The 24,842-nt window shown below is 60.8% G+C and carries 23 protein-coding genes and 1 other annotated feature; of the genes, 1 reads left to right on the top strand and 22 read right to left on the bottom strand.

Translation table 11 applies throughout. The annotated features are described in order from the left end of the window. Positions 1-33 precede the first annotated feature (33 nt). The 9 genes from C816_RS09670 to hisS form a co-directional block, all read right to left on the bottom strand. Positions 34-1,890 carry an LTA synthase family protein gene (locus tag C816_RS09670; protein ID WP_016322213.1) on the bottom strand — a complete coding sequence of 619 codons (1,857 nt, stop codon included), beginning with the start codon at positions 1,888-1,890 and terminating at the stop codon, positions 34-36. Continuing rightward, positions 1,890-3,305: a glycine--tRNA ligase gene (locus C816_RS09675; protein WP_016322214.1), complete on the bottom strand. Its 1,416-nt coding sequence runs from the start codon at positions 3,303-3,305 to the stop codon at positions 1,890-1,892. The genes C816_RS09670 and C816_RS09675 overlap by 1 nt, the downstream gene beginning before the upstream one ends. A gap of 36 nt (positions 3,306-3,341) precedes the next feature. Further along, positions 3,342-3,725 (bottom strand): DUF7668 domain-containing protein, encoded by a 384-nt coding sequence (locus C816_RS09680; RefSeq protein ID WP_016322215.1) that lies wholly within the window; start codon positions 3,723-3,725, stop codon positions 3,342-3,344. 43 nt (positions 3,726-3,768) lie between these two features. After that, positions 3,769-3,975: a binding site (T-box leader), on the bottom strand. Between the two features lie 62 nt (positions 3,976-4,037). Then, positions 4,038-4,682, bottom strand: coding sequence for a hypothetical protein (locus C816_RS09685; RefSeq protein ID WP_155978966.1), 645 nt, complete (start codon positions 4,680-4,682; stop codon positions 4,038-4,040). Next, positions 4,660-5,211, bottom strand: coding sequence for a Panacea domain-containing protein (locus C816_RS22670; protein WP_016322217.1), 552 nt, complete (start codon positions 5,209-5,211; stop codon positions 4,660-4,662). Before C816_RS22670 ends, C816_RS09685 begins: the two co-directional genes overlap by 23 nt. A gap of 640 nt (positions 5,212-5,851) precedes the next feature. Beyond that, complete coding sequence (locus tag C816_RS09695) at positions 5,852-6,490, bottom strand: YoaK family protein (protein ID WP_016322218.1); 639 nt, start codon at positions 6,488-6,490, stop codon at positions 5,852-5,854. Further along, positions 6,487-8,256, bottom strand: a complete 1,770-nt coding sequence (gene aspS / locus C816_RS09700) for an aspartate--tRNA ligase (RefSeq protein WP_016322219.1) — start codon at positions 8,254-8,256, stop codon at positions 6,487-6,489. Before aspS ends, C816_RS09695 begins: the two co-directional genes overlap by 4 nt. A gap of 537 nt (positions 8,257-8,793) precedes the next feature. Further along, positions 8,794-8,988, bottom strand: a complete 195-nt coding sequence (locus C816_RS25605) for a helix-turn-helix domain-containing protein (RefSeq protein ID WP_081646309.1) — start codon at positions 8,986-8,988, stop codon at positions 8,794-8,796. 509 nt (positions 8,989-9,497) lie between these two features. Beyond that, positions 9,498-10,853 (bottom strand): histidine--tRNA ligase, encoded by a 1,356-nt coding sequence (gene hisS / locus C816_RS09705; RefSeq protein WP_016322220.1) that lies wholly within the window; start codon positions 10,851-10,853, stop codon positions 9,498-9,500. A gap of 317 nt (positions 10,854-11,170) precedes the next feature. Here hisS and C816_RS25330 point away from each other — a divergent pair, with 317 nt between their 5' ends. After that, complete coding sequence (locus C816_RS25330; RefSeq protein ID WP_256378391.1) at positions 11,171-11,293, top strand: hypothetical protein; 123 nt, start codon at positions 11,171-11,173, stop codon at positions 11,291-11,293. Positions 11,294-11,414: 121 nt separating this feature from the next. Here the strand turns inward: C816_RS25330 and C816_RS09710 are convergent, their stop codons facing one another. The 13 genes from C816_RS09710 to C816_RS09770 form a co-directional block, all read right to left on the bottom strand. Next, positions 11,415-11,828 carry a methylglyoxal synthase gene (locus C816_RS09710; protein WP_016322221.1) on the bottom strand — a complete coding sequence of 138 codons (414 nt, stop codon included), beginning with the start codon at positions 11,826-11,828 and terminating at the stop codon, positions 11,415-11,417. Between the two features lie 18 nt (positions 11,829-11,846). Beyond that, complete coding sequence (locus C816_RS09715; RefSeq protein WP_016322222.1) at positions 11,847-12,593, bottom strand: nucleotide-binding protein; 747 nt, start codon at positions 12,591-12,593, stop codon at positions 11,847-11,849. 52 nt (positions 12,594-12,645) lie between these two features. After that, positions 12,646-13,356 (bottom strand): 16S rRNA (guanine(527)-N(7))-methyltransferase RsmG, encoded by a 711-nt coding sequence (gene rsmG / locus C816_RS09720; RefSeq protein ID WP_016322223.1) that lies wholly within the window; start codon positions 13,354-13,356, stop codon positions 12,646-12,648. Then, a complete protein-coding gene (gene mscL, locus C816_RS09725) occupies positions 13,353-13,763 on the bottom strand; it encodes a large-conductance mechanosensitive channel protein MscL (RefSeq protein WP_016322224.1) in 411 nt (136 codons plus the stop codon). Before mscL ends, rsmG begins: the two co-directional genes overlap by 4 nt. 63 nt (positions 13,764-13,826) lie before the next feature. After that, positions 13,827-14,573 (bottom strand): flagellar brake protein, encoded by a 747-nt coding sequence (locus tag C816_RS09730; RefSeq protein ID WP_016322225.1) that lies wholly within the window; start codon positions 14,571-14,573, stop codon positions 13,827-13,829. A gap of 137 nt (positions 14,574-14,710) precedes the next feature. Beyond that, positions 14,711-15,721, bottom strand: a complete 1,011-nt coding sequence (locus C816_RS09735) for an acyltransferase (RefSeq protein WP_016322226.1) — start codon at positions 15,719-15,721, stop codon at positions 14,711-14,713. A gap of 153 nt (positions 15,722-15,874) precedes the next feature. After that, positions 15,875-17,179 carry a serine--tRNA ligase gene (gene serS / locus C816_RS09740; RefSeq protein WP_016322227.1) on the bottom strand — a complete coding sequence of 435 codons (1,305 nt, stop codon included), beginning with the start codon at positions 17,177-17,179 and terminating at the stop codon, positions 15,875-15,877. A gap of 66 nt (positions 17,180-17,245) precedes the next feature. After that, positions 17,246-17,764 carry a hypothetical protein gene (locus C816_RS09745; RefSeq protein WP_016322228.1) on the bottom strand — a complete coding sequence of 173 codons (519 nt, stop codon included), beginning with the start codon at positions 17,762-17,764 and terminating at the stop codon, positions 17,246-17,248. Positions 17,765-17,831: 67 nt separating this feature from the next. Then, positions 17,832-18,425, bottom strand: coding sequence for a hypothetical protein (locus C816_RS09750; RefSeq protein WP_016322229.1), 594 nt, complete (start codon positions 18,423-18,425; stop codon positions 17,832-17,834). Continuing rightward, positions 18,422-19,327, bottom strand: a complete 906-nt coding sequence (locus C816_RS09755) for a ParB/RepB/Spo0J family partition protein (RefSeq protein ID WP_016322230.1) — start codon at positions 19,325-19,327, stop codon at positions 18,422-18,424. The genes C816_RS09750 and C816_RS09755 overlap by 4 nt, the downstream gene beginning before the upstream one ends. Positions 19,328-19,463: 136 nt before the next feature. Next, positions 19,464-20,216 (bottom strand): ParA family protein, encoded by a 753-nt coding sequence (locus C816_RS09760; RefSeq protein ID WP_016322231.1) that lies wholly within the window; start codon positions 20,214-20,216, stop codon positions 19,464-19,466. A gap of 252 nt (positions 20,217-20,468) precedes the next feature. Further along, the gene (locus C816_RS09765) at positions 20,469-22,352 is read right to left on the bottom strand and encodes a glycoside hydrolase family 13 protein (RefSeq protein ID WP_016322232.1); all 1,884 of its coding nucleotides are present in this window, start codon (positions 22,350-22,352) and stop codon (positions 20,469-20,471) included. A gap of 221 nt (positions 22,353-22,573) precedes the next feature. After that, complete coding sequence (locus C816_RS09770; protein WP_016322233.1) at positions 22,574-24,832, bottom strand: penicillin-binding transpeptidase domain-containing protein; 2,259 nt, start codon at positions 24,830-24,832, stop codon at positions 22,574-22,576. Positions 24,833-24,842: the final 10 nt, after the last annotated feature.

The following is a 24,842-nucleotide window of genomic DNA, read 5'->3' on the forward strand; positions in this document are numbered from 1 at the left end:
AACGCACAGCGGCATTTTTATTGAGTTTGGCAGCTATAGGTCCTGATACCGGAAATGGGTGCTGTAATAGTACTGGAGGCTCAGATACCTCTGCAGAACCTCCTGTCCCTCCGCATCCAGCTCTGCCGTCAGTTCTCCGTTCCAGACATACCGGCCCACGTCGGTGAGCACGGGAATCTCCCGCCAGATGTCACTGGTGGCCTGGGCCCAGGCGCTGCCGGTCCAGCCCAGATAGTCGTAGACCAGATTCATCAAAAAGCAGGAGGACACGTCCGGCCCCTCGCCGGTAAAGTCCCTTCCCAGCGCCGCCTTGGCGGCGTCATTGGCCCAGAGGAAATAGCGGGTGGCGTAGTAATTGTAAAACCCCTCCTCCGAGGCCAGGTCCAGATTCACCCCCAGCTCCTGATAGGCGGAGTTTCCGTACCCCAGCCAGGGCTTGTGGTCGCCGAAGACCACCAGTACCACCGGCCGTTCCTCTCCACGGAATTGGTCAAAGAGCCATTGCAGCTGCTCCGCCGTGTCCATGACGGAGCCCAGGTAGTTATCCACAATGTTGGCGGTCTCTGTGGAATACCGCCCGTCGGTGAAATGGTTCCCCCGCCACACGTCCTCGGTGCCGTAGGGGCCGTGGCCCTGGTAGGTGATGTTGAAGGAGAAGTAGGGCGCCCCTCCATTGTCCCGGTTCTCCTCATAGAGCCGCAAGATCTCCGGGAAGAGCACCTCGTCCGGGGCCTCGCCGTGGGGATACAGCTCCCGGAAGCGGTTTTCAATGAAGTAGTAGGTGGGAACTCCCAGATAGCCGTTGACGTTCCGGCGGTTGTAGAACCACTCGTAGCTGGGGTGGCAGCCCTCCGCCGTGTAGCCCTGCCCCCGCAGCTCCCAGGCGTAGGAGTTGGTATTGGCCCGGTAATTCCGCTGGTCGGCAAAGCCGGTCAAAAAGGCCCGCTCCGTGTCCACGGTGCCCCCGGCAAAGATGTTGGTCACAAGATTTCCGGCCACGCTCTCCGCCTCCAGCTGGTGATAGACGCCGTAGGCCCTCTCAAAGTCAACGCCCTCCACGCCCTCAAAGAGGGAGAAGTCGGCGAAGGCCTCCAGCTGGATGGCGATGATGTCCACCTTTTTCTCCTTTGGTATATCCTCCGGGGTGTAGGAATCCAGCAGCGACCGGGTCTTCGCCTCGCTGTAACCCGCCGGCGGCTTCACGGCCCCGGCGGTGACGCTGTGGAGAAAGGGATACACAAACCCCTTGGAGAGGTACACCTGGGTGGAGGACCACCGCTCGATCTGGTCGTAGTTCTGGGTTTTGCTGCTGTAGATCTCGGTGTTCTCCATCAGCTTCGCCGTGGGGAAGCACAGCACCGCGCAGGCCGCCAGCAGTGCGAGCCGCGGCCTTTTGGGCAGCCGTCCCCGGACTAGAAGGAAGAGAAAGGCCGTGCCGAAAATCAGGCACAAAACGCCGAAGATCACCCGCTTGTCCGGCGTCAGGTCGTAGTCCGCCATGGCGGTGATGGCGGCGGCGTCCCGGAGGTTCATAAGGTCCTGGAACATCAGCGGATCGTCCCGGAAGCGGAGCTTGTAGTAGTTCCCCAGAGACAGCCCCCACACCACAAGATCCGTCAGCAAAAAGGCCAGCCACCCCCGGCCTGTCAGGGCGTACATCAAAAACACGGCCAGCACCACCGGCGCGATGTTCAGGAAAAGAATCAGGGGGTGCTGGAAGTAGGTCTTCATAATGGTGTCCGGGTAATCCCCATAGGCAAAGAACATGGACAGCCACCCCAGGCAAAGCCCCGCCGCCAGCAGGACGCCCAGGTTCCAGACCCAGAAGACGGCCTGCCGCTTTTGGGGCAGGCCGTCCGGAGCCGCTTGAAACAGCCAGAATTTTTGCATCAGTAGGCCAGCTTCTCCGCGAGATAGGCTTTCAGCTCGCTGATGGGAATGCGCACCTGGGCCATGGAGTCCCGCTCCCGAACGGTGACGCAGTTGTCCCCGGCCTTCTCGCCGTCGCCCACGGTGTCAAAGTCCACGGTGACGCAGTAGGGGGTGCCGATCTCGTCCTCCCGGCGGTAGCGCTTGCCGATGGAGCCGGTCTCGTCAAAGTCCACCATCCACTCCTTGGAGAGCTCCTGCTGGATCTCCCGGGCCTTGCCGCCCAGCTTTTTGCTCAGGGGCAGAACCGCCGCCTTGAAGGGGGCGATGGCGGGGTGGAAGCGCATGACGGTGCGGACGTCGTTCTTGGCCTCGTCCACAACCTCCTCGTCGTAGGCCTCCACCAAAAGGGCCAATGTCATGCGGTCCGCGCCCAGGGACGGCTCGATGACGTAGGGGATATAGTGCTCGTTCTTTTCCTGGTCGAAGTAGGTCAGGTCCTGACCGGAGTGCTCCTGGTGCTGCTTTAAGTCGTAGTCCGTGCGGTCCGCCACGCCCCACAGCTCGCCCCAGCCGAAGGGGAAGCGGTATTCGAAGTCCGTGGTGGCCTTGGAGTAGAAGGCCAGCTCCTCGGGCTCGTGGTCCCGCAGGCGCAGGTTCTCCTCCTTCACGTTCAGGCCGATGAGCCAGTCGTGGCAGTAGGTGCGCCAGTACTGGAACCACTCCAGGTCGGTGTCCGGTTTGCAGAAGAACTCCAGCTCCATCTGCTCAAACTCCCGGATGCGGAAGATGAAGTTGCCGGGGGTGATCTCGTTGCGGAAGGACTTTCCCACCTGGCACACACCGAAGGGGAGCTTGCGGCGGGTGGTGCGCTGGATGGCGGGGAAGTTGACAAAAATGCCCTGGGCGGTCTCAGGCCGGAGGTAGACCTCGTTGGCAGTGTCCTCGGTGACGCCCTGGTGGGTCTTGAACATGAGGTTGAACTTGCGGATGTCGGTGAAGTCCGACTTGCCGCACCCCGGGCAGGGGACGTTTTTCTCCCGGATAAAGGCCACCAGTTCCTCCTGGGTCATGGCCTCCACGTTGGCGTCCAGGCCGTTCTCGCTGACAAAGCCCTCCACCAGCTTGTCGGCCCGGTGGCGCATCTTGCAGGCCTTGCAGTCGATGAGGGGGTCGTTGAAGGTGGACACGTGGCCGCTGGCCACCCACACCTGGGGATTCATGAGGATGGCGGCGTCCAGCCCCACGTTGTAAGGGTTCTCCTGGACGAATTTTTTCCACCAGGCCCGCTTGACGTTGTTCTTCATCTCCACGCCCAGGGGGCCATAGTCCCAGCTGTTGGCAAGGCCGCCGTAGATCTCGCTGCCGGGGAAGACGAAGCCCCGGTTTTTGCACAGGGCCACCACTTTTTCCATGGTTTTCTGCTTGTTGTCCATTGCAATTTCTCCTTATATTAAAATATTTGACAATACCTATTGAGGATCAATGGTGTGGAAAATGCGTTTCAGCCCGCCGTCCCGGTAGAGAAATATCAGCTGCAGGCAGAGATAAGTCAGCTCCCCTCCGGAGGTCAGCTCATAGTCCACGGCAAAGCCGCTTGCGTCGCTGTACTCGTAGAACCGCACCTCGTGGTGATACTCATATTGGGGCTGAAAACTGCAGGGCACGCCGTACTCGTCAAAGGCGTCGAAATCATTCATCTCCAGTGTGCCCTGGATACATTCCCGGATTGTCTCCGTGTCGTCAAACTCCATTTCGTCCACGCAGGAGGGCAGATCCTCATAGCGCTTCTCGTGGAGGACATGGAGAATGTTCTTCACCGTCTCAATGGCCTGTTCTCTGTGCTGCTCTGTCAAATCAAGCCGCCTCCTCGCAGATAAAAACGCCCTGAGCCGTCCGGCTCAGGGCGAACTTGCGTCCGTGGTTCCACCTGAATTTCCCCCGGGGAGGGGGACGCTCTGCCCGGTAACGTCGGGTGAACGGCGAAGCATTTCCGCCCCGCGGCTCCCGGGCGCCTTCCCCTCCGTCCCCCGGGAGGGCTCGCACCGAACCGCCCTCTCTCTTGGCCGGGGAAACAGGGCTACTCCTCCCGTTCATGGCCTTTGCTGTTTTGTCACTGTATCACGTTTTCGCCGGGTTGTCAAGAAATTCGTATGGCATGTCTATAATCAGGCATCTTCCTGATTGAAAAATATCATATCGCCGGTGTTTGCAGCTTCCCTGGATGAAAATTTCTCCTGCTCTTCCGGGGACATTAGATCGTACCAATCCATTTTACACGTATTGATGCCGCCGCTTATATAGCCGATGTAGTCCATTACCCCGCTGAAAATGAGTCTTTCCTTATCCTTGATTTCGTCTTTTCGGTCGCCTTGTATATATTGATTTATCATTTGTTCGGCGCTTTTAGAGGCGGATTCAATATAATCGATGTGTCGGTATGAACGCCGTGCCAGTTCCTGTTCCTGTTTTTGCCACTCCTCTTTGCTGGACGTTTTTGTCAACAGCCAGGAAAAAACAACGCCTGAGAATGCAGTGATAATAGCGGAAGAGAACGCCTCCAGCATATTGAATGTCTGGAAAAAGACTGCACATACTGTGATGATCCCAGATAGAACCATTATGGAATATTCCATGGATATATGAGTTTTTTTGTGTGAAGTCAATTGTCTTTTAACAATTTGAATGCCGATAAAAACTCCAACAGCGGCAGCAGTCAGAGCAATCAACAGCACCTGCGGCCAAAAATCTGCAAGGGAGCCAGATGTGGCTGTTGTTCCGTTTTCCATCTCACTTTCCAATCCTTTTTCCATAGTATTGCCGCATTTGATCTTCAGGTATAATATTTCTGCAATAATCTGCTTTAGAATAGCCGATCCGTGCATTGCTCCACGGATCTTCCTGGTGAGAAATACTTTCTAGCTGGTCACCTGTGTAGTGACCATACGTCTGGTAGACGATGTCTAAAAAGGATGCGGTGTTGGGGTTGGATAGATTTGCCGTGATGTCTGCCGGCTGAGAAATAGGGAGCCAGCCCCAATTACGATATACAGAGTATAGTTCCGGTGATACTGGGCCATGGACCCACGCTTCAAAATAACTTTGGAAGAGGGGATTACCATAGTTTGCCAGATGCCATGCCTGAGCATAGTAACACAGTTTTTGCAATTTTTTGTGCGTCATGGCCTCCTTAGACAAGAAATACTTCGCAACTTCAGTAATTTGTTCCACAGGTTCTTTGCCTCCCCTCTGACCATAAACTGGTGTGACGGATTCTTTGGGTAGCTTTTTTGCTTTTGTGTTCCATTTTAGAAGATTGAAAAGACCGATAAAAGCCATCATATACACGTATTCCTACAATTATATTATTCCAAATTTATGCAAAGTGTCAATTGACAATGTTTATGAATGTAAATATTGTGTTTTATATAATATGTGCGAAATAGAAGATATTCTACAGATAAAAAAGGTTCCCGATTAATTCTAAGCAATTGTGGAGAGTTGCAGGATATTATGCAGCTAAAAGCTTAGCCGTGTTTGAAAAATGTCAAAGAGCCCAAGCGACGGATATTTTTCCGCCGCTCCGCGTTGATTTTTCTTGCCAAACATAAAATATGGGGGCGTCAAATCGTCTTGACCGGAAAAATTTCTCGCCGTTGAGCATTTTATCATTTATAGTCAACACACTTGAAAAGAATCAGAATGATTCTTTTCAATCTGGCGGCAGTATAACTGCCGCCAGGGACTGTATAAGCGGTCGTGTGTTTGATTTCATAGGTGATGTGAACAAAGACCCGTTGGTTGAAGATCCGTAAATTGCGGATTTTCAAGTGCTTTAACTATATCAAACAAGACCTGGTAAATATAAAATAGCGATGAAATTGTGAAATGTGCAGAAATTGGAGGTATTATTGCCAATATTCAAGAAAGGCGGTTCCCTTTTGAAAGGGAGCCGCCTTGATGATTTGTAAAAAACAACTATTTATACCTTCACTCTCGCCAGCACCCCCGGCAGGGGAACCGCCAGCACCGGCAGACACCCATAGATCCCGGGAATCCCCCATCTCATCACGCACCACCACCCCCAGGCCACTCCCAGGTGAAAGCAGACCAGCGTCCCGCCGTAGAATTTCAGCTTCCGCAGCTGTTCTGCCTCCCGGGTGCAGAGATACTCCGCCGTCCCCTCCGTAAACTGCCGGAGATTGTTGGTGGAGAAGATGGTGGCGCAGTTGTACCCGGCGGCCTGGGAGAAGGACACCCACTGCACCGCCGTGGCGAAGAACATGGGGTAGAGGGCCAGAATGGGGTCCGTCTCCGCCGGAATCCAAGCCAGCAGAAGACAGGCGGCAGCGTCCACGGCGATGGATAAAATCTGCGTTTGGCGCCGCCGCCCATACCGCCGCAAGAGCACGGCGAACACGATTCCCGCGATGTAGCACGCCGTGCCCCCCAGCCGGACCAGGGCGGAACCCCAGCTCCCGTCCAGTCCGGCGATCACCAGATAGATGAGGTTGGAGGTCTCGGAGGACCCGAAGGTCCCGCCCCGGGTCAGCAGGGCGTAAACGCCGAAAAAGCCGCCCGCCGCCGCCATGGCGTGGTGCGCCCAGGTCTCCCGTGTCATTCCTCCGGCTTTACCAGGGCGATGTGGAGCTCGTCCAGCTGCTTCTGGGTGACCTCGCCTGGGGCGTCCATCATGATGTCTGCGGCGTTCTTGTTCATGGGGAAGGGGATAATCTCCCGAATGGAGTCCTCGCCGGCCAGCAGCATTACCATACGGTCCACGCCCGGGGCGATGCCCGCGTGGGGCGGAGCGCCGTAGGTGAAGGCGTTGTACATGGCGGGGAATTTGGCCTTCACGTCCTCCTCGCCCAGGCGCACCATCTCGAAGGCCTTGACCATGATCTCCGGGTCGTGGTTCCGCACTGCGCCGGAGGAGAGCTCCACGCCGTTGCACACCAGGTCATACTGGTCGGCGGTGATGGTCAGGGGATCGATCTCGCCCCGCTCGGCTTTCAGCAGCGACTCCAGCCCGCCGGAGGGCATAGAGAAGGGGTTGTGGCAGAACTCCAGCTCGCCGCTCTCCTCGCCCACCTCATACATGGGGAAGTCCACAATCCAGCAGAAGGCGTACTGCTCTTTTTCCATGTGCCCGGGCACGGCGGCGCCCAGGGTCTTCACCAGCACGCCGGCGGTCTTCCGGGCCAGCTCTCCGGCGGACAGGGCCACCAGGGTGTTGGGCTGGAGCCCCAGGGCGGAGACTACGCTGTCCTTGATGGGCTGGACGAACTTGGCGATGCCGCCCACGATCTCCCCATTCTCGTCCAGGCGGAACCAGTAGGGCTTGCCGCCGGAGACGACCTCCACATCCGCAAGGGTCTTGTCGATGAACTTCCTGGTCTCGTGGAACTCGCTGACTGCCACGGCCTTGACCTTGGTCCCCTCAAAGGGCCCGAAGCCGCAGCCGCCCAGCAGCTCGGTCACATCCTGTACGGTGAGATCGATCCGAAGGTCCGGCTTGTCGGTGCCGTATTTCTCCATGGCCTCGGCAAAGGGGATGCGCAGGAAGGGGGCGGAGCTGGCCCGGTTGTACTTGCCGTACTTGGCGAAAATCGGAGGCAGCACGTCCTCGATGACGGCGAACACGTCCTCCTGGGAGGCGAAGGCCATCTCCATGTCCAGCTGGTAGAACTCTCCCGGCGAGCGGTCGGCCCGGGCGTCCTCGTCCCGGAAGCAGGGGGCGATCTGGAAATAGCGGTCAAAGCCGGAGGTCATCAGCAGCTGCTTAAACTGCTGAGGGGCCTGGGGCAGGGCGTAGAACTTGCCGGGGTGGTTCCGGGCGGGGACCAGATAGTCCCGGGCGCCCTCGGGGGAGGAGGCGGTCAAAATGGGCGTGGTGATCTCCAGAAAGCCGTGTTCCGTCATACCCTGCCGCAGGGCGGAGACCACATTGCACCGCAGGACGATATTCTCTTTCACGGCGGGATTCCGCAGGTCCAGATACCGGTATTTCAGGCGGGCGTTTTCGTCGGCCTCCCGGCTGCGGTTCACCTGGAAGGGGAGCTCATTGTGCCGGCAGCGGCCCAGGACCTCCACCTTGGCGGGGACCACCTCAATGTCGCCGGTGGGAAGCTTGGAGTTCTTGCTGTCCCGCTCCCGGACGATGCCCTCCACGGAGATGGTGGATTCCTTGTTGATAGCCTTGAAGGTGTCCACCATGTCCTCGCTCTCGGCCACCACCTGGGTGGTGCCGTAGAAGTCGCGGACGACAATAAAAGCAAGATTTGCGCTGACGGCGCGGATGTTCTCCATCCAGCCGGAGATTTTGACCTGTTTTCCGGCGTTCGCCAGACGGAGCTCGCCGCAGGTGTGGGTTCTGTTTTGCATCATAACTATGATTCCTTTCTGTAATGTGAATTATAATTTATACCAAATGTTTTGGATTGGTGTGGAGGCGGACCGCCTGCGGGCGGACGGGGGATTTCGCGCCTCGGGCGCGGACGGGGGAATCCGGCCTCGGGCCGGAGACGGGGGTGACCGCCCTTCGGGCGGGGGTGGTTTTTATTTGCCGTGACGGGCGGGGTGGATTTCAGCCATGATGATGGCTGGGCAATGCACCCCCCATTTTCTCTTTTTCTGCGCGCAGAAAAAGAGAAAACGGGCCGTGCACGGTCCAAAAGAGAAAAAGACGCTGGGGCGGAATTTGACCACAAGTGTCAAATTCGCCCAAGATACGGGGGCTGGCCTGAACCAATGCCCATTTGAATTGCCAATCTTCTGCCGGCTGCGTCTGACTCCGTACCGTCCAGAACCGCTCCGCCGCAGTCGGGACTGCCTCCGAGGTTGTTTTGCATCTTTGACGCAAGGCCCCTTGCGTCTCTTCCCGCGCTTCGCGCCTAGACGGGTGTGCATAGGGAGTTGGTTCGCTTAACGCTTCCGGCAGGTCAGCTCGTCTAGAGTTAGATCATAGAAATCTGCCAGGGCAATCAGGGTGGATAGACAGGGTCTTTGTTGGCCGCGTTCATATGTTTGATAGGTCCGCCAGTTAATACCCATTTTTAATGCGAGTTCTGTCTGTTTAAGACCTTTCGCTTTTCTGAGCTGTATAAAGATGTTCTGCAAATTTCATTGGGCCCTTGTTTTCCATTGACAGACACGATAATATCTATCAATTACGGGAAGAGAAAGATGGAAGATTACATTGATATTTTCCTAAACAAGTTGGAAGAACATGAAACTGATTTTCTGGGAGGGAAGTATTTCCTTCAAAAATCCCGCACGTGCCCGGACAGGCGCGAAGCGCGGGAAGAGAAGCAAGGGGCCTTGCGTCAAAGAAGCAAAACACCCTCGCAGGCAGTCGCAAATGCGGCAGAGCGCCCCCACAAGGTACGCTGTCAAGCGTACCCGGCAGAAGACCGGCAATTCAAATGGGCACTGGTTCAGGCCAGCCCCCGTAACTTGGGCGAATTTGGCCCCTGCGGCCAAATTCGTCCCCAGCGCCTTTTCTCTTTTGGACCGTGCACGGCCCGTTTTCTCTTTTCGGCGCAACCGAAAAGAGAAAATGGGGGGTGCATTGCCCAGCCATCATCATGGCTGAAATCTCCCCCGCCCGCAAGAGCGGGCATAGGCCATTATCCAAGAATCACCGCCCCGCCTCCGCGGGCATCCAGCCCCGCCTTGATGCGGTAAATCGTGGCGGCAGCCTCCAGCTTCGTCTGCTCCCCGGTGACCATGTCCTTGCAGGCCACAACGCCCGCGTTGATCTCATCCTCCCCCAGGAAGATGACATAGGGAATCCCCAGCTTGTCCGCGTAGGCGATCTTCTGCTTGAACTTCTTCTCCTCACAGTGAAGCTGCGTCCGAATCCCATTCTCCCGCAGCTGGGTCGCCAGGGCGATGGCCCCGGACAGATCCTCCGTCATGGGCAGAATCAGCACGTCCGCCGGAGCGGTGTTCAGCTCCGGGTTCAGCATCCCCTGCTCTCCCAGCACGTAGAACAGCCGGGTCAGGCCGATGGAGATCCCCGCGCCGGGGAGCTGGCGGTCCGTGTAGTACTCCGCCAGATTGTCATACCGTCCGCCGGAGCACACGGAGCCGATCTCCGGGTGATCCAGCAGGGTGGTCTCATACACAGTGCCGGTGTAGTAGTCCAGTCCCCGGGCAATGGTCAGATCCACGGCAAAATTCTCCGCCGGCACGCCGAAGTCCCCCAGGTACCGCACCACGGTGTTCAGCTCCTCCAGTCCCTGGTCAAAGGTCTGGCTCCGCCCCCGGTACTCCTCCAGGGCGTGCAGGACCTCCTCGCTGCTCCCCTTGATGGAGATGAATTTCATCACCTCGCCCACGGCGTCCTGGTCCATGCCCACTTCATCATGGAGCATCAGCCCCACCTTTTCAGGGCCGATCTTGTCCAGCTTGTCCACAATCCGCATAATGTCCTCCGCCCGGTGGTGCCAGTGGAGGAGCTCGTAGAAGCCGCCCAGGATCTTTCGGTTGTTCACCCGGATCTGGAACCGCCTCAGCCCCAGGGCGGAGAAGGTCTTGTAGATGATGGCGGGGATCTCCGCCTCGTTGAGGATGGAGAGCTTTCCGTCGCCGATGATGTCGATGTCCGCCTGGTAGAACTCCCGGAAGCGCCCCCGCTGGGCCCGCTCCCCCCGGTAGACCTTGCCGATCTGGTACCGGCGGAAGGGGAAGGTGAGGTCGTTGTAATGCAGGGCCACGTATTTTGCCAGGGGAACCGTCAGGTCAAACCGGAGGCTCAGGTCCGCGTCGCCCTTTTGAAAGCGGTAGATCTGCTTCTCCGTCTCGCCGCCGCCCTTGGCCAGCAGAACCTCGCTGGACTCGATGACGGGCGTGTCCAAAGGCGTGAAGCCATACAGGGAATAGGTGTGCCGGAGGGTCTCCATAATGCGCTCCAGCTGCTGCTGGGGCCCGGGGAGAAGCTCCATAAAGCCCGAGAGGGTACGGGGTGTCTGTTTTGCCATAGCTGTTCGCTCCTTCTGCGTCGTTAGTGGGGTAAAAGTTTTCGCCCGCCTTTTTCAAAAGGCGGTGGGGGATCAGGGGGCGGCGCCCCCTGGAAAAACCGCAAGGAAAGACAGCCGCGCGCAGCTGCGGTCCCTGAAAAACCTCAAAAAGGCGCCGTGAAAAACCCAGGGATCTCACTTTTTGCAGCGGTCCTCATGGAAAAGGCGCTCTCGTCCCAAAAAAACATTTTTTGGGACGAGAGCGCCTTCACGCTTCGTGGTGCCACCCAAATTCAAGGCCTGCGCCTCCTTTGGCCTCCTGGTACGGGGAGGGAGCCGTGGGCGTTTCCGCCCCCGCTCCGCCGCTGTCCTTCCTCCGGGCCGAACGGGGCGCTTTCAGCGCTGCGCCCCTCTCTGGGGATCGGCTGCCGGTCTACTGCTGCGGCTTCTTCGCGGTGTAGGTGATTGTATTCTCTTTTCGAAAAAATGTCAAGACCTGCGTCCCGCCGGCGCGTCTTTCCAGGCTGCGGAGGCCGCAGTGCCCCGGGATGAAAAGCCGGCGGTATCAACAGCTCCCTGCGCTCAGGCGATGGGCCGGGTGGAGGGGTTGACAATATACCGCCAGTCCAGATCGCCCCGGGCCAGGCCAAGAACCAGCATCTCCGCTGTGGCGATATTGCTGGCAAAGGGGATGTTGTTCTGGTCGCACAGGCGGGAGATATAGGAGATGTCGCCGGCCATGCTCTCGTTGCTGGGGTCGTTGAAAAACAGCACCAGGTCAAACTCGTTGTAGGCGATGCGGGCGCCGATCTGCTGGCTGCCGCCGTGGGCGTAGGTCAAAAAGCAGTGGACGTCCAAGCCGGTGGCGTCGGCTACCATGTGTCCGGTGGTATTGGTGGCGTAAATGTGGTGTCGGGACAGAATGCCAGCGTAAGCCGTGCAGAATTGGACCATCAGTTCCTTCTTGTTGTCGTGGGACATCAGCGCAATGTTCATCTGTCTGGCTCCTTTCGTTTATTTGATTCGCGCCAGGGGAACCTTTTCCCCCTGAATGCGTTTTGCGATGTTGCGGTATGCGGCGGAGGCGCCCTGTCCGCCGGTGGGCAGCAGGGGGAGGCCCTGGTTCAAAAACAGGGGAAGGGTGTCGTCCTCCGGGATGACGCCCAGGAGGGGAAGCCCGGCCCGGTCGATGGCGTCGTCGATGGTGGCGTGGAGCTGTCGGAGCATTTTCTTCCGCACCCGGTTCACCACCAGATGAAGGCTCCCGGCGGGAAAGCGGTGCAGTTCCATCACCGTGTGCTGGGCGTCCCGCAGAGAGGTGGCGTCCGCCGTGGTGACCACAATGCACCGGTCCGCCCCGCAGACCGCCAGATGGAAGCCGGTCCCCAGACCTGCCGGGGCGTCCAGCAGGCAGTAGTCATAGCGCTCCCGGATCTCCGCCAGAAGGGCCGTCATCTCCGCCTCTGTCACCGGCTGTCCCCGGCTGCGGGCGGGGGCCGTCAGCAGGAAGAGACCCGACAGCTTGGGGTGCTCCACCACGGCGCTGTCCAGCGGGCAGCGTCCCTGGGCCACGTCGGAGAAGTCCATCAGCGCCTTGTCGGCAAGCCCCAGGGCCAGGTCCAGGTTCCGCAGGCCCACGTCGCAGTCCAGACACAGCACCCGCCGGCCGGCCAGGGCCAGCGCGGCCCCCACGCTGGAGACCAGAGACGTCTTGCCGGTGCCTCCCTTACCGGAGACGGCGGCGATGCATTGGCCGTTCATAGCCCTCCCCCTTTCCGCGCCGGTTGATGATAAAACAGATTGGTACTATACATTATAACGGCTTTTTCTTAATTTTTGCAAATGTTCTGGGATATTTTTTCGGGGTTTCCGAAATTTTTTTTACAATTACGGCCCGGTGGCGGATGTCCGTTCCGGGAATCTCATAGTCCTGCACCCGCTCCAGGCCGCCGCCCAGAGCTTTTACCGCGGAAGCGGCGGCGGCGATCTCTCCGTCGGAGTCCACGGATTTCATGGCCAGAAAATACCCTCCCGGCCGCACGTAGGGCAGGCACAGCTCGCACAGGGTCCGCAGCTCCGCCACGGCCCGGGAGGTGACTGCGTCGAACTGCTCCCGAAAGGCCGGGTCATGGCTCCGCTCCTCCGCCCGGGCGTGGACCGTGCGGATGCCGGAAAGGCCCAGGGCGCCGCAGGTCTCCGCCAGCCAGTCCAGCCGCTTGTTCAGGCTGTCCAGCAGCGTCACGTCCAGGGAGGGGACCAGAATTTTCAGCACCATGCCGGGAAAGCCCGCCCCGGTGCCCACGTCCAGCAGCTGTTTTCCCTCCAGGCGGCAGAGGCCCGCCAGGGCGGCGCAGTCCAGCATGTGCAGCTGCGCCACCTGCTCCGGCTCCGTGATGGCGGTGAGGTTCATCACCTGGTTTTTCTCCAGCAGCAGCCGGGCATACTGGTCCAGCTGCTCCACGGCCCCCGGCGGGGGCGTCAGGCCCAGGGCCGGCAGGCCCTCCTCCAGCAGCGGCGCGATCATCTCCGCTCCCTCAGAAGGTCCCGGATCTCCGTCAGCAGTTTTTCCTCATTGGAGGGCTCCGGCGGGGCGGGGGGAGCGGCGGGGACGGCTTCCTTTTTCCGGTGGAAGCTGTTGATGAGCCGCACCAGGCAGAACACCACAAAGGCCATTACCAGGAAGTTCAGCGCCGCCTGTATAAAATTGCCGTAGCCGATCACGGCGCTGCCGATGCTGACGGACAGGTCCGCGAAAGAGATGCTGCCGGTAAAGATGCCCAGAATGGGCATGGCGATGTCGTTGACCAGGGAGGTGGTGATGCCGGAGAAGGCGCCGCCGATGATGACGCCCACGGCCATGTCGATCACGTTCCCCCGGGCGATGAAGGTTTTGAACTCCGCCAGAAAGGAGTTTTTCTTCTCAGAGGCCATAAAAGCAATTCCTTTCGGTATAAAGTGCGTGTGATTATACGAAACGGATTGAAAGACTCCCGCTCACCAGTGTCCAATCTCCGTGCGCATATGGGTGCGCTTGACGCCGGTCTGCATATTGAAGAGGATCTTGTTCAGGGAGGTGATCTCCTCCTCGGTCAGCTGGGCGAAGAGGAAGCCGTAGCGGAACTGACCGGGCTCGTGCTCAATGCAACGCACGATCTGGCCCACAAAGTTCAGCGGCGTGTAGTCGTCCAGCTTCAGGCGGATGCGCAGCACCTCGTCCTCGGAGTGGATATACTCCGTCTGCACGCAGGCGCCGCCGGTGCTGATGTCCACCAGGAGGCACTCCTCCGGCGTCTTGTAGTGCTCATCCTCCCAGCGGTACAGCGACACGGGGACGCTGAGGGGCAGGCGGAAGGCCTCCCGGTTTTCCGCATGGGTCTCCACCTGTACATTTTTCAGCTTCAAAAGGGTCCGGGTGGACTCCTGCACCGTGGCCCGCAGGCTGATGGGAACCATTTTCTTGTCGTAGCCGCTGGCGCACACGGCGGCCTCCCGGCTGCAGACCTTAAAGGCCAGCCCGCCGGGCAGCCGCTCCAGCGTCAATGTGGTGGAGGTGAGGGCCGTGATCTTTCCCGCCAGAAGCGGCGTTCCGTCCGGGGTCGTTACGTCGATGCGCATTCCCTCGCACAGCTCACCCGTGGGGGCGCTGTTGGCCTGGCCGTTTTTTCCGTCCGTGCTCTGGACGGCCTCCAGCTCGTAGTCGTCCTCGGTTTCTCTGGAGAAGAGAGATGAAAAAATGCTCATAGGGCACCGCCTTTTCTTGGATTTGCCTCTTGGCGAGTCGTTCCGCCAGGGGCGGTTGGGAAGCGGGGTTCTCTGCCTGAGAGGGGATTAAAACGATTTCTGTTTGTATAAAGAAGTGAAAAATATACAAATTGGAATTATACGAGCCACTTTCCCGCAATGGGAACATGGACCAGGACCGTCCACACCGCCAGGGAACAGGCCAGCACAGCGGCGGCGGTCAGGGGGATAGAGAGGAGACAGGGGCCGCTCACGGCGCTGAGTCCCAGCCGTCCCAGCTCCCAGCAGGGGAGCAGATGGACCAGATACACGCAGAAGGAGGCCCGGGACAGGGTGTGCAGTGCCGGCGGCATCTGCCGCTCTCCCAGCGCGGAGAAGGCCCAGCCGCAGATCCCGGCGGCCAGCATTGCCGTGCCGGGACTGGTCCCATCCAGGAGCGCCTCGTTCAGCTGTCCATCCCGCAGGGAGAGGACGGCGGTTCCGCCGAAGATTATCAGAAATCCTGCGGCGGCGGTGAGGGCCCAGACTTTGGGGGAGGCGGCGTACTTGCGCAGGTACCAGCCCAGCAGCCCGTACCCCACGCTGGTGTAGGCCAGGTTCAGCCCGTATTGGGTGGGAATGCCCCGGAGCAGGGTCAGTGGCCAGCATCCCTTGAAGGTGGGATAGAGAATCCCCAGAACGGCCCACAGGACCAGCAGATACTCCAGCGTATGCCGGTCCGCGTGAGCGGTGATGATTCGGGTCGCGGGGAGCAGGGCGTAGACCAGCAGCGCAATGTGCAGGTAGTAGAGGTGATTTTGGTGGTGAAATGCCAGGACCTGTTTCACTGCGTCCGCCGCTCCCGAGACGGTGAGTCCGCCGTCGTAAAACGCCATCCGCCAAAGCCGGTAGATCAGGGCCCAGGCCAGCAGAGCCGCCAGCAGCCGGGGGATTTTCCGGAGCCACAGCTGCCGGATGGTGAGTTGCCGGCCGGGGTCCAGCATCAGCGCCCCGGTGAGCATCAGGAAGACGGGCACGCTGGCGCGGCTGACGGACCCCCAGAACAGGGCGGAGAGCCAGTCGAAGGAGCCTGCGGGGTGGCTGAATCCGCCGGCGGAGACGTGGATCAGGATTACGCCGGTGATGGCCAGCGCTCTGAGGAAGTCCACCGCACCGCTGCGGGATGGGGAGGGAAGTTGTGCTATTGCGTTTACCTCCTATTCGGTCTCTTGTGTCTACTGTGATTTGATGCGGCCTCAGGGGCCGCCGCCCCCTGGACCCGGGCAAGCCTTTTCAAAGGCTTGCGCGAAACTTTTATATGTTTAGGTTTTGGGCGTCAGCTTTTCCTTGCCGCCCATATAGGGCCGTAGGACCTCCGGAATCAGCACGGTGCCGTCGGCCTGGAGGTTGTTCTCCAGGAAGGCAATCAGCATCCGGGGCGGGGCCACGCAGGTGTTGTTCAGGGTGTGGCAGAGCTGTGTTTTGCCGCTCTCGTCCTTGTAGCGGATGCGAAGCCGCCGGGCCTGGGCGTCGCCCAGGTTGGAGCAGGAGCAGACCTCAAAGAACTTTTGCTGCCGGGGGCTCCAGGCCTCAATGTCGCAGGACTTCACCTTCAAATCCGCCAGATCGCCGGAGCAGCACTCCAGCTGCCGCACGGGGATGTCCAGGGACCGGAACAGCTCCACGGAGTACCGCCACAGCTTCTCGTACCAGTCCTGACTCTCCTCGGGCCTGCAGACCACGATCATCTCCTGCTTTTCAAACTGGTGGATGCGGTAGACGCCCCGCTCCTCAATGCCGTGGGCGCCCTTCTCCTTGCGGAAGCACGGGGAGTAGGAGGTGAGGGTCTGGGGCAGCTTCTCGCTGGGCACGATCTGGTCGATAAACCGGCCGATCATGGAGTGCTCGCTGGTGCCGATGAGATACAGGTCCTCGCCCTCGATCTTGTACATCATGCCGTCCATGTCCGTCTGGCTCATGACGCCCTCCACCACGTTGCCGTGGATCATGAAGGGGGGGATGCAGTAGGTGAAGCCCTTGCCGATCATGAAATCCCGGCCATAGGCCAGCACCGCCTCGTGGAGCCGGGCAATGTCCCCCAGCAGGTAATAGAACCCGTTGCCGGAGACCCGCCCGGCGGCGTCCAGGTCGATGCCGTCAAAGGACTCCATGATCTCCGTGTGATAGGGAATGGGGAAGTCCGGCGTTTTGGCCTCGCCGAAGCGCTCCGCCTCCACGTTTTCGCTGTCGTCCTTGCCGATGGGGACGGAGGGGTCGATGATCTGGGGAATTACCAGCAGTCGCTTGCGCAGCTCCGCCTCCAGCTCCGCCTCCTGCTTCTCCAGCTCCGCAAGGCGCTCGGCGTCGGCCTTGACCTGGGCCTTGACCTTTTCCGCCTCCTCCAGCTTGGAGGGGTCCTTTTTGGCCTGGCCCATCAGCATTCCCACCTGCTTGGACAGGGTGTTTCGGGCGGAGCGGAGCTGATCGGCCTCAACGATGGCGGCCCGCCGCCGGGCGTCCAGGTCGATGGCCTCATCCACCAGGGGGAGCTTCTGGTCCTGAAATTTCTTTTTGATGTTCTCCTTGACGATCTCCGGGTTCTCCCGGATAAATTTCATGTCCAGCATGGTTGGTTCACCTCAAAATTAAAATCAGTATCTTATGAATGTTTCACGTGAAACAATGAAAGCGGTTTATGGCTCCTCCAGCAGGGACCAGAGAGCCTCCGCCAGGGCGTTACCAGTTTCCCGGCTGTCTTCTACCCAGAGGGTAAGATTCCGATTAGACCAGGGGGAGCTGTATGTCCACTCGTCCAGAAAAAATTGAAGGTTCACATAACCTCCGCCCTGCGCTATGGGGGTCAGCATGATGTGATAATCTCCATCTTTGGTCTGGCGGCCTGTGAGGAAGTTGCTGTCAAAGAATTGGAGCAGGAGATTCCAGGGAGGGCGGCGGAACCGCAGAGTTTCCACTGCTTCCCGCACGGCGTCCCACTCCGGGCTTTCGGGAGTGCAGGAGCCATAGACGTCGATTGTGCCGCCGGGAACACAGCTGTCAAATTGGCGGAGAGAGAAGGAAATGGTATTCACGGCGCTTGGGGTCAGGCCGGTGAGGCCGTAGAGATCCACCGGCCGGGCGTACCAGCTTCCCCACGCCAGCAGCAGGATCAAAATGACAGCCGGGGCCTTCCAATGGGCTTTCAGCCATTTCATGGCGTCCTCCTTTTACCTCTCCGCCGCCAGCGGGGCTGTTACCGGCAGACCGGCCTCCGGTACTTCTTCACGGAGCCCGGTCCTCCAGGGCGCTCACAGCCTCTTTCAGCTCCAGATACCGCTCCGACGGCGGCGTGACGTCCCAGTCCCACTTCCGGGAGACGGCGTCTAGACTGTCCAGGAGGGACCCGGAACCCAGTGCGCTGATCTCGGCCTCGCAGGACTCCAGGTCCCGGGCGGCGTAGAGCTGCTGAAGCCGGTAGAGAGCCGTCAGGGCGGCGACCTGCGCCTCCAGACTGTCTCGTTCCGTCAAAAGCGCGCCGGCTTCATCCCGGGCTGCGGCAGCGGCGGTCTCGGCGGCCTCCTGCTCCTGTTCCAGCTGTTCTTTGACCTCTGCCAGCTCCTCCTGGAGCTGGATAACCCGGTCCTGGAGCTCCTGCACCTCCTGCATGGCGGAGACGGAGCCCTGGAGCCGGCCGATGGCCTCGGTGTTGCTCCGCTGGTGGGAGAAGAGAGACCAGATCATCAGCAGAAAGGCCACGGTGAAGAGGACGAGAATATAGACGATAACCGGCTTTTTTCCGTCGGGACCGGAGGAGGGATTCTCCTCCGGCGCGGGGGAGAGGGGCTCTCCCGTGTCACTGCGCCGCTCCAGCTTCATACCTCTGATCCTTTCCCCGCCTTTTTCACCTGGATCAGGGCCAGGGCGTCCAGCAGGTCGTTGAGGTCGTCCACGCCGTAGTACTCCAGCTCGATACGTCCCTTCTTCCGGCCTGTGACGATTTTCACGCCCCGTCCCAGCCGGGAGGAGAGGTCCTTCTGGGCCTCGGCGGTGTAGTCCACATCAAGGGAGGGCTTTTTGCCCCCCACGGGGTCCGACTCGACGGGGGGCTGTTTTCCCATCTTCTTTGCCAGCCGCTCCGTCTCCCGGACAGACAGCGCCTGGAGGACCACCATGGCGGCTGTGCTCTCCTGCACGGCGGGGGAGAGGGGCAGCAGGGCCCGGGCGTGGCCGGCGGAGAGCTTTCCCTGCTCCACCATCTCCCGGACGGTGGGCGTCAGGCTCAGCAGACGCAGGGCGTTGGCCACGGCGCTGCGGGATTTTCCCACCCGCTGGGCCGCCTCCTCCTGGGTCATGTGGTAGTTTTCCATGAGAGACTGGAAGCCGGCGGCCTCCTCCATGGGGTTCAGGTCCTCCCGCTGGAGGTTTTCGATCATGGCCAGCTCCGCGGCCTTGCGGTCGTCCGCCTCGATGACGATGGCGGGGACCTCCTGGAGGCCTGCAAGGCGGGCGGCCCGCCAGCGCCGCTCTCCGGCGATGATCTGATAGTAGCCGGAGGAGAGCTTCCGCACCGTCAGGGGCTGGATAATGCCGTGCTCCCGGATGGAGTCCGCCAGCTCCGCCAGCGCCGCCTCGTCAAAGAGCTTCCGGGGCTGGGAGGAGCAGGTTTCCACCTGGGAGATGGGCAGGGACAAACTGCCGGTGGTTTCGGTTTTCAATACATCGTCGCCCAGCAGGGCGCCGAGGCCCCGGCCAAGGCCGGTGGGCTTTTTGGATGCCATGTGGTGCTCCTTTCAAAAGGGCGGTCATGCGCCCTGCTTTTGGGGGGAAGGGCTGGAGAAGTCAGCGCAGGGGATTTGGCGGAGTAATTTTGCGATCAGCAGAAAATTTACCGCCAAACTATGCGCCGCGGCCTCCTCAGTTCTTCCGCAAGAACTCCGCCGCCAGCGCCGCGTAGGACTCCGCCCCTCGGGAGGTGCGGTCATAGGCGCTGATGGGCTTTCCGTGGCTGGGGGCCTCGGAGAGGCGGACGTTCCGGGGAATGACGGTGGCGTATACCTTGCCGGGGAAGTAGTGCTTGACCTCCTCCGCCACCTGGAGGGAGAGGTTGGTCCGCCCGTCGAACATGGTCAGCAGCACGCCCTCCATCTCCAGCTGGGGGTTCAGGGAGCGGCGGACAATGCGCACGGTGTTCATCAGGTCGCTGAGGCCCTCCAGGGCGAAGTACTCCCCCTGTACCGGCACCAAAATGGCGTCGGCGGCGCAGAGGGCGTTCACCGTCAGCAGCTCCAGGGAGGGGGGGCAGTCGATGAAGAGATAGTCGTAGCGGCCGCTGATCTGATGCAGGGCCTCCCGCAGCAAAAATTCCCGGCGCTCCATACCGATCATCTCGATGCCCGCCCCGGCCAGCGCCTTATTGGAGGGCAGCACATCGCCGTATCTGGTATGTACCAGGGCGGATTCGGCGGGGATCTCCCCAATCAGCACGTCGTAAATCCCCTTGGAGACGGTCTTGTCCACCCCCATGCCGGAGGTGGAGTTGGCCTGGGGATCAAAGTCGCACAGAAGTACCTTTTTCCCCACCTCGGTGAGGGCGGCGGAGAGATTGACACAGGTGGTGGTCTTGCCCACTCCGCCCTTTTGATTGACAATTGCGATTATTTTTGCCACGGAGGCACCTACTTTCCAAACTCCAGGCGGACCGCGCCTGTTTCTGTCTGCCGCCAACAGGGATGGGCGGGGTATCATACGAAATCATTATAACAGGGGAGAACATCCCTTGCAAGGTTAAATATGCAAAATGTGATATAAATTTGAAGAAAGGGGAGAGAGAAAAGAGGGGGCAGGCAGGCGGAGGGGAATGTTTCACGTGAAACATTCAGCGGCGGCCCCGGAACCGAAGTCCCAGGGCCGCCGTGCCGGTCAGATTTCAGATGTGTCCGCCAGCAGGAAGCCGGTGAGGGGAGGGAGGGTCAGCTCCAGCGTTCCGCCCGACGGAGAGAGCCGCTGTCCGGTGAGCAGGTCCTCCGCCAAACCTGCGGACCAGGGGAGGGAGAGGGTTCGGACCTCCTGAGAGGCGTTGACTGCCGTGGTCAGCCGCTCCGACTCCGCCTCCCGGGCAAAGGCCAGCAGAGGACCGGCGGCGTGGAGCCAGCGGAGGCTCCCTGTCCGCAGGGATCTCCGATCCCGCCGCAGGCGGCCCAGGCGGCGGAACCAGTCCAGCAGCTCCAGGTCCTCACCGCCCCAGGGGTAGGCGCCCCGGTTGAAGGGGTCCTCAAAGCCCTCCATCCCGGCCTCGTCGCCGTAGTACACCGTGGGGGCGCCGGGAAAGGTGAAGAGGACCAGAGCGGCCAGCCGCAGCCGCCGGAGGCCCCGGTCCCGCTCGCCGGAGGAGAGGCGGTAACGGGCCCGGTCCTCCTTGCGCTCCAAAAGCACGTCGGCTCCCAGCACCGTCAGCACCCGGGGGGTGTCGTGGGTGCCCAGGAAATTCATGGCGGAGTAAAAGGCGGCGGGGGGATAGTTCTCCCGCAGGGTCTCCATGGCGTCCTGAAACCGCTCCGCCTGTTCCTGCCGGAGATACTCCAGCAAAGAGGTGCGGAAGGGGTAGTTCATCACGCCGTGAAGCTCCCGGCCCAGCAGATACCGCCGCCGCCGGGAGTAGGCCACCTTGGTGCTGGCGTCCTCCCAGACCTCGCCCAGGAGGAAGGCGTCTGGAAAGTCCCGGTCCATGACGGCGCGGATCTTTTCAATGAACCAATCCGGCAGCTCGTCGGCCACATCCAGCCGCCAGCCGCTGGCGCCTGCCCGGAGCCAGCGGCGGATAATGGAGTCCTGCCCCTCTATTATATAATGTATATAGCTGGGGCTCTCCTCCCGGACGGCGGGCAGGGTGCGGATGCCCCACCAGGCGTCATAGTCCGCCGGCCAGGGGTGGAAGGAGAACCAGTCGGCGTAGGGGCTGTCCTGGCTCTGGGCCGCGCCCAGAGTGGGGTAAAAGCCGTCCTCGTTAAAATAGAGGCTCTGGGAGCCGGTGTGGTTGAACACGCCGTCCAAAATCACCCGAATATTCAGCGCCCTGGCCTTGGCGCACAGCTCCCGGAAATCCTCCTCCGTCCCCAGCATGGGGTCAATTTTGGAGTAGTCCGCCGTGTTGTAGCGGTGGTTGGAGGCGGACTCGAAGATGGGGCAGAGATACAGCGTGGACACGCCCAGGTCCGCCAGATGGGGGAGCTGGGCGGTGATGCCCGCCAGGGAGCCGCCGAAGAAATCCCGGTTCCGCACCTCCCCGTCCGGATCGGGACGCCACTCCGGCGCGTCCGCCCAATTCTCGTGGACCCAGCGGTTTCCCACCATGCCGGCGGGATTTGGGACTGCCAGGCGGGAGAAGCGATCTGGGAAAATTTGGTATGAGATACCCTCCCCGAACCATTGAGGCGTCGGAGTTTCCTCATAAACCGTCAGCTGCCAGGGCTCCACCAGACCGTCGTGGCGGTAGCCGGTGCAGTCCAGAATGCAGCCGGAACCGTCGTCCCGCCAGAAGCGGAAATGATACCAGACCAGCTCCGGCTCTCCTGGGGCGAGGACCGTCCCGGAAAAGCGGACGCGGTCTCCCTCCGGGCCGCCGCAGGCGAATTCAATGTGCGCCTCCGATCCGGAAAATTCTCCCAGCAGGACAATGGCGCAGTGCTGGAAGCCCTCGGAGGCCAGAGGACGGCAGTGGAAGGTTACGCTTTGGCCGCAGGGGACGGCGCCGAAGGGGGTCTTGCACAGGTCGTGGCGGGGGTCAAAGACGAAGGGCTCACTCATGGAAAAACTCCTTGTTTCAAAATGGGGGAATCAACATTGTCAGAAGCTGCACCAATCCGCGCCCTGCCGCCTATTTCCGGAGTCTGTTTTCAAACCGGCGAAAGCCGGCTCAAGGCGTCTTTTCCCGCGGGGACTGGTTCAACGCCTGTGAATACAGGTTTTAAGGTATGCGCTTGGGCGCCTGCGAACAGGCCATACAGCTTCTTAAACGTGCGGAGGGGTCAGGGAAGCAGATGGTTTTCCCCGGTGACGGCGGTCTCGGCCTCGTCGGGGATGAAGTAGGCGTTGATGACGTTGACGGCCGTGGAGGCCAGCTGTGCGCCGGAGTTGCCCTGCTCAATGACCAGAGCGACGGCGATCTCCGGCTCGTCGTAGGGGGCGAAGCAGACGAACACGCCGTTGTTGGTGATGTTGGCGCCCAGCTGGGCGGTGCCGGTCTTGGCGCCGGCATCCACCACGCAATTGCGGAAATAGGGCGCCAGGGTGCTGGTGGTCAGGTTGTGCATGCCGGTTTTGACGGCGTCCAGTGTGGCGTCGCTGATCTCAATGACGTTGGAGGGCTCCTTGCTGCCCGTGGCCACCACCTGGGAGTTGTCGTAGGTCTTGGCGGTTTTCAGCAGATGGGCGTCATAGTGCCTGCCGCCGGAGACCAGGGTGGCCATATAGTTGGCGATCTGAAGGGGGGTGAAGAGGTTGTGGCCCTGGCCGATGGCGGCCTGGACAGTGTCGCCGCCGTACCAGATCTCGCCCCGGGCCTCCTTTTCCTCCGGACCCGCCACCAGGCCGGGGTTGTCGCCGATCTCAATGCCCGTGCTCTTTCCAAAGCCGAAGGCGTCGGCGTACTCTTCGATCTTCTCGATCCCCAGGCGGTAGCCCATCTCATAGAAGAAGGTGTTGCAGGAGGCGGTGACGGCCTGGGTCACGTTGAGCCGCCCGTGGCCGCCGCGGTTCCAGCACCACCAGCCCCACTCGCCGGTGCCGGCAACAATGTCCGGATAGCGCCAGTAGCCGGTGTCCAGAATCCGCTCGTTCAGGGTTACCACGCCCTCCTCCAGGGCCGCCACCGCAATCATGGGCTTGTAGGTGGAGCCGGGGGAGTAGCGGCCTGTGGTGGCCCGGTTCATCAGGGGGCGGGACTCGTCGCTGTTCAGCTGGCCCCGGTAGGCGCTGTCCTGAATATAGGCGGAGAGGTCGTAGGTGGGATAGGAGACCAGAGCCAGCACCTCGCCGCTGCCCACCTTCACCACCGCCAGCCCTGCGCCGCGGGTGGTGTTGCCGTCCTTTTCGCTCATGGCGGAGACAGTGGCGGCCAGGGCCTCCTCCGCCACCTGCTGGAATTTCAGGTCGATGGTCAGCTCCACGTTGTAGCCGGGCTGGGGGTCGCGGGTGTAGTACTCGCCGGTGATCTTTCCGTCGCTGTTGACGGAGACCACCCGCCGCCCGTCGGTGCCCCGGAGATAGTCCTCAAAAGCAGCCTCCGCGCCGGAGCGGCCAATGGTATCGTCGCCGTTGTACCCCTTGGCCCGCAGGGCCTCCAGGTCGTCCTCGGCGTAGATGGGGCCCACCATGCCCAGGATGTGGGGAGCGGCGGAGGTCTCGATCTCCCGGGCGTAGGAGCTGGTGACCTTGGCGCCGGAGTAGCCGCCGTCGTTAATCAGGGAGATGAACTCCATGTCGATGTCCTCCGCCAGAATGTAGGCCACGGTGTTGACCAGGCGGCGGAGGTACAGCTCGTACTGGATGCCCAGCACCAGCCGGGCCTCCCCCAGGGAGAGGGAGGGGGAGAGGCCGAAATCCTCACGCATCCACTCCAGCAGGGTCTGAGGGGTGATGCCCGCGCCGGTGAGGAGCGTGGCGGTGAGGTGCTTGGTGGAGAGAAGATCCAGCAGCTCCTCCCCCAGCTGCCGCTGCCGCGCGGCCTCCTGCTCCTCCGTCAGCTCGCCCTCGGGCTCCGGGAGCACCGGCAGGGGCGGGTCGTCCGCATTACGGGGGGCCACCGTCTCCGGGCGCTGGAGAAGGTAGGCGGTCAGAGCCTCCCGGGAGGGCTTCAGGTCCTTGAGGTAGGAGAGGAAGCGGCTTTTGAGCACCGGGTCCCCCAGCTGGTCCAGGGTGTAGGTATAGGGCAGGCGGCGGGAGATGGGCAGGTTTTCGATCCACTCCACGCCGTTGGCCTGGCATAATTGAATCAGGCGGAGGATGGCCTCGTTCTGGTCCTCGCCCTCTTTCAGAAGGCTGGGGTCGAAGGTCAGGTTGTAGGTGGAGCGGTTGGATACCAGGGTCCGGCCGTTGCGGTCGGTGATGATGCCCCGGGAGGCCTCCACCGTCTCCGGCCGGAGGATGGAGTGGACGGACTGGGTGGCGTAGTCCTGGTAGTGAACCACCTGGACGCTGTACAAAACGCCCAGGTAGACCAGCAGGACGGCCACCAGAAAGGCCCCCAGAACGTAGAGGCGGAGGCTGCGGGATTCGTGTTGATCCATAGGAACTCCT

It is taken from the genome of Oscillibacter sp. 1-3 (assembly GCF_000403435.2).
Taxonomy (GTDB): Bacteria; Bacillota; Clostridia; order Oscillospirales; family Oscillospiraceae; genus Oscillibacter.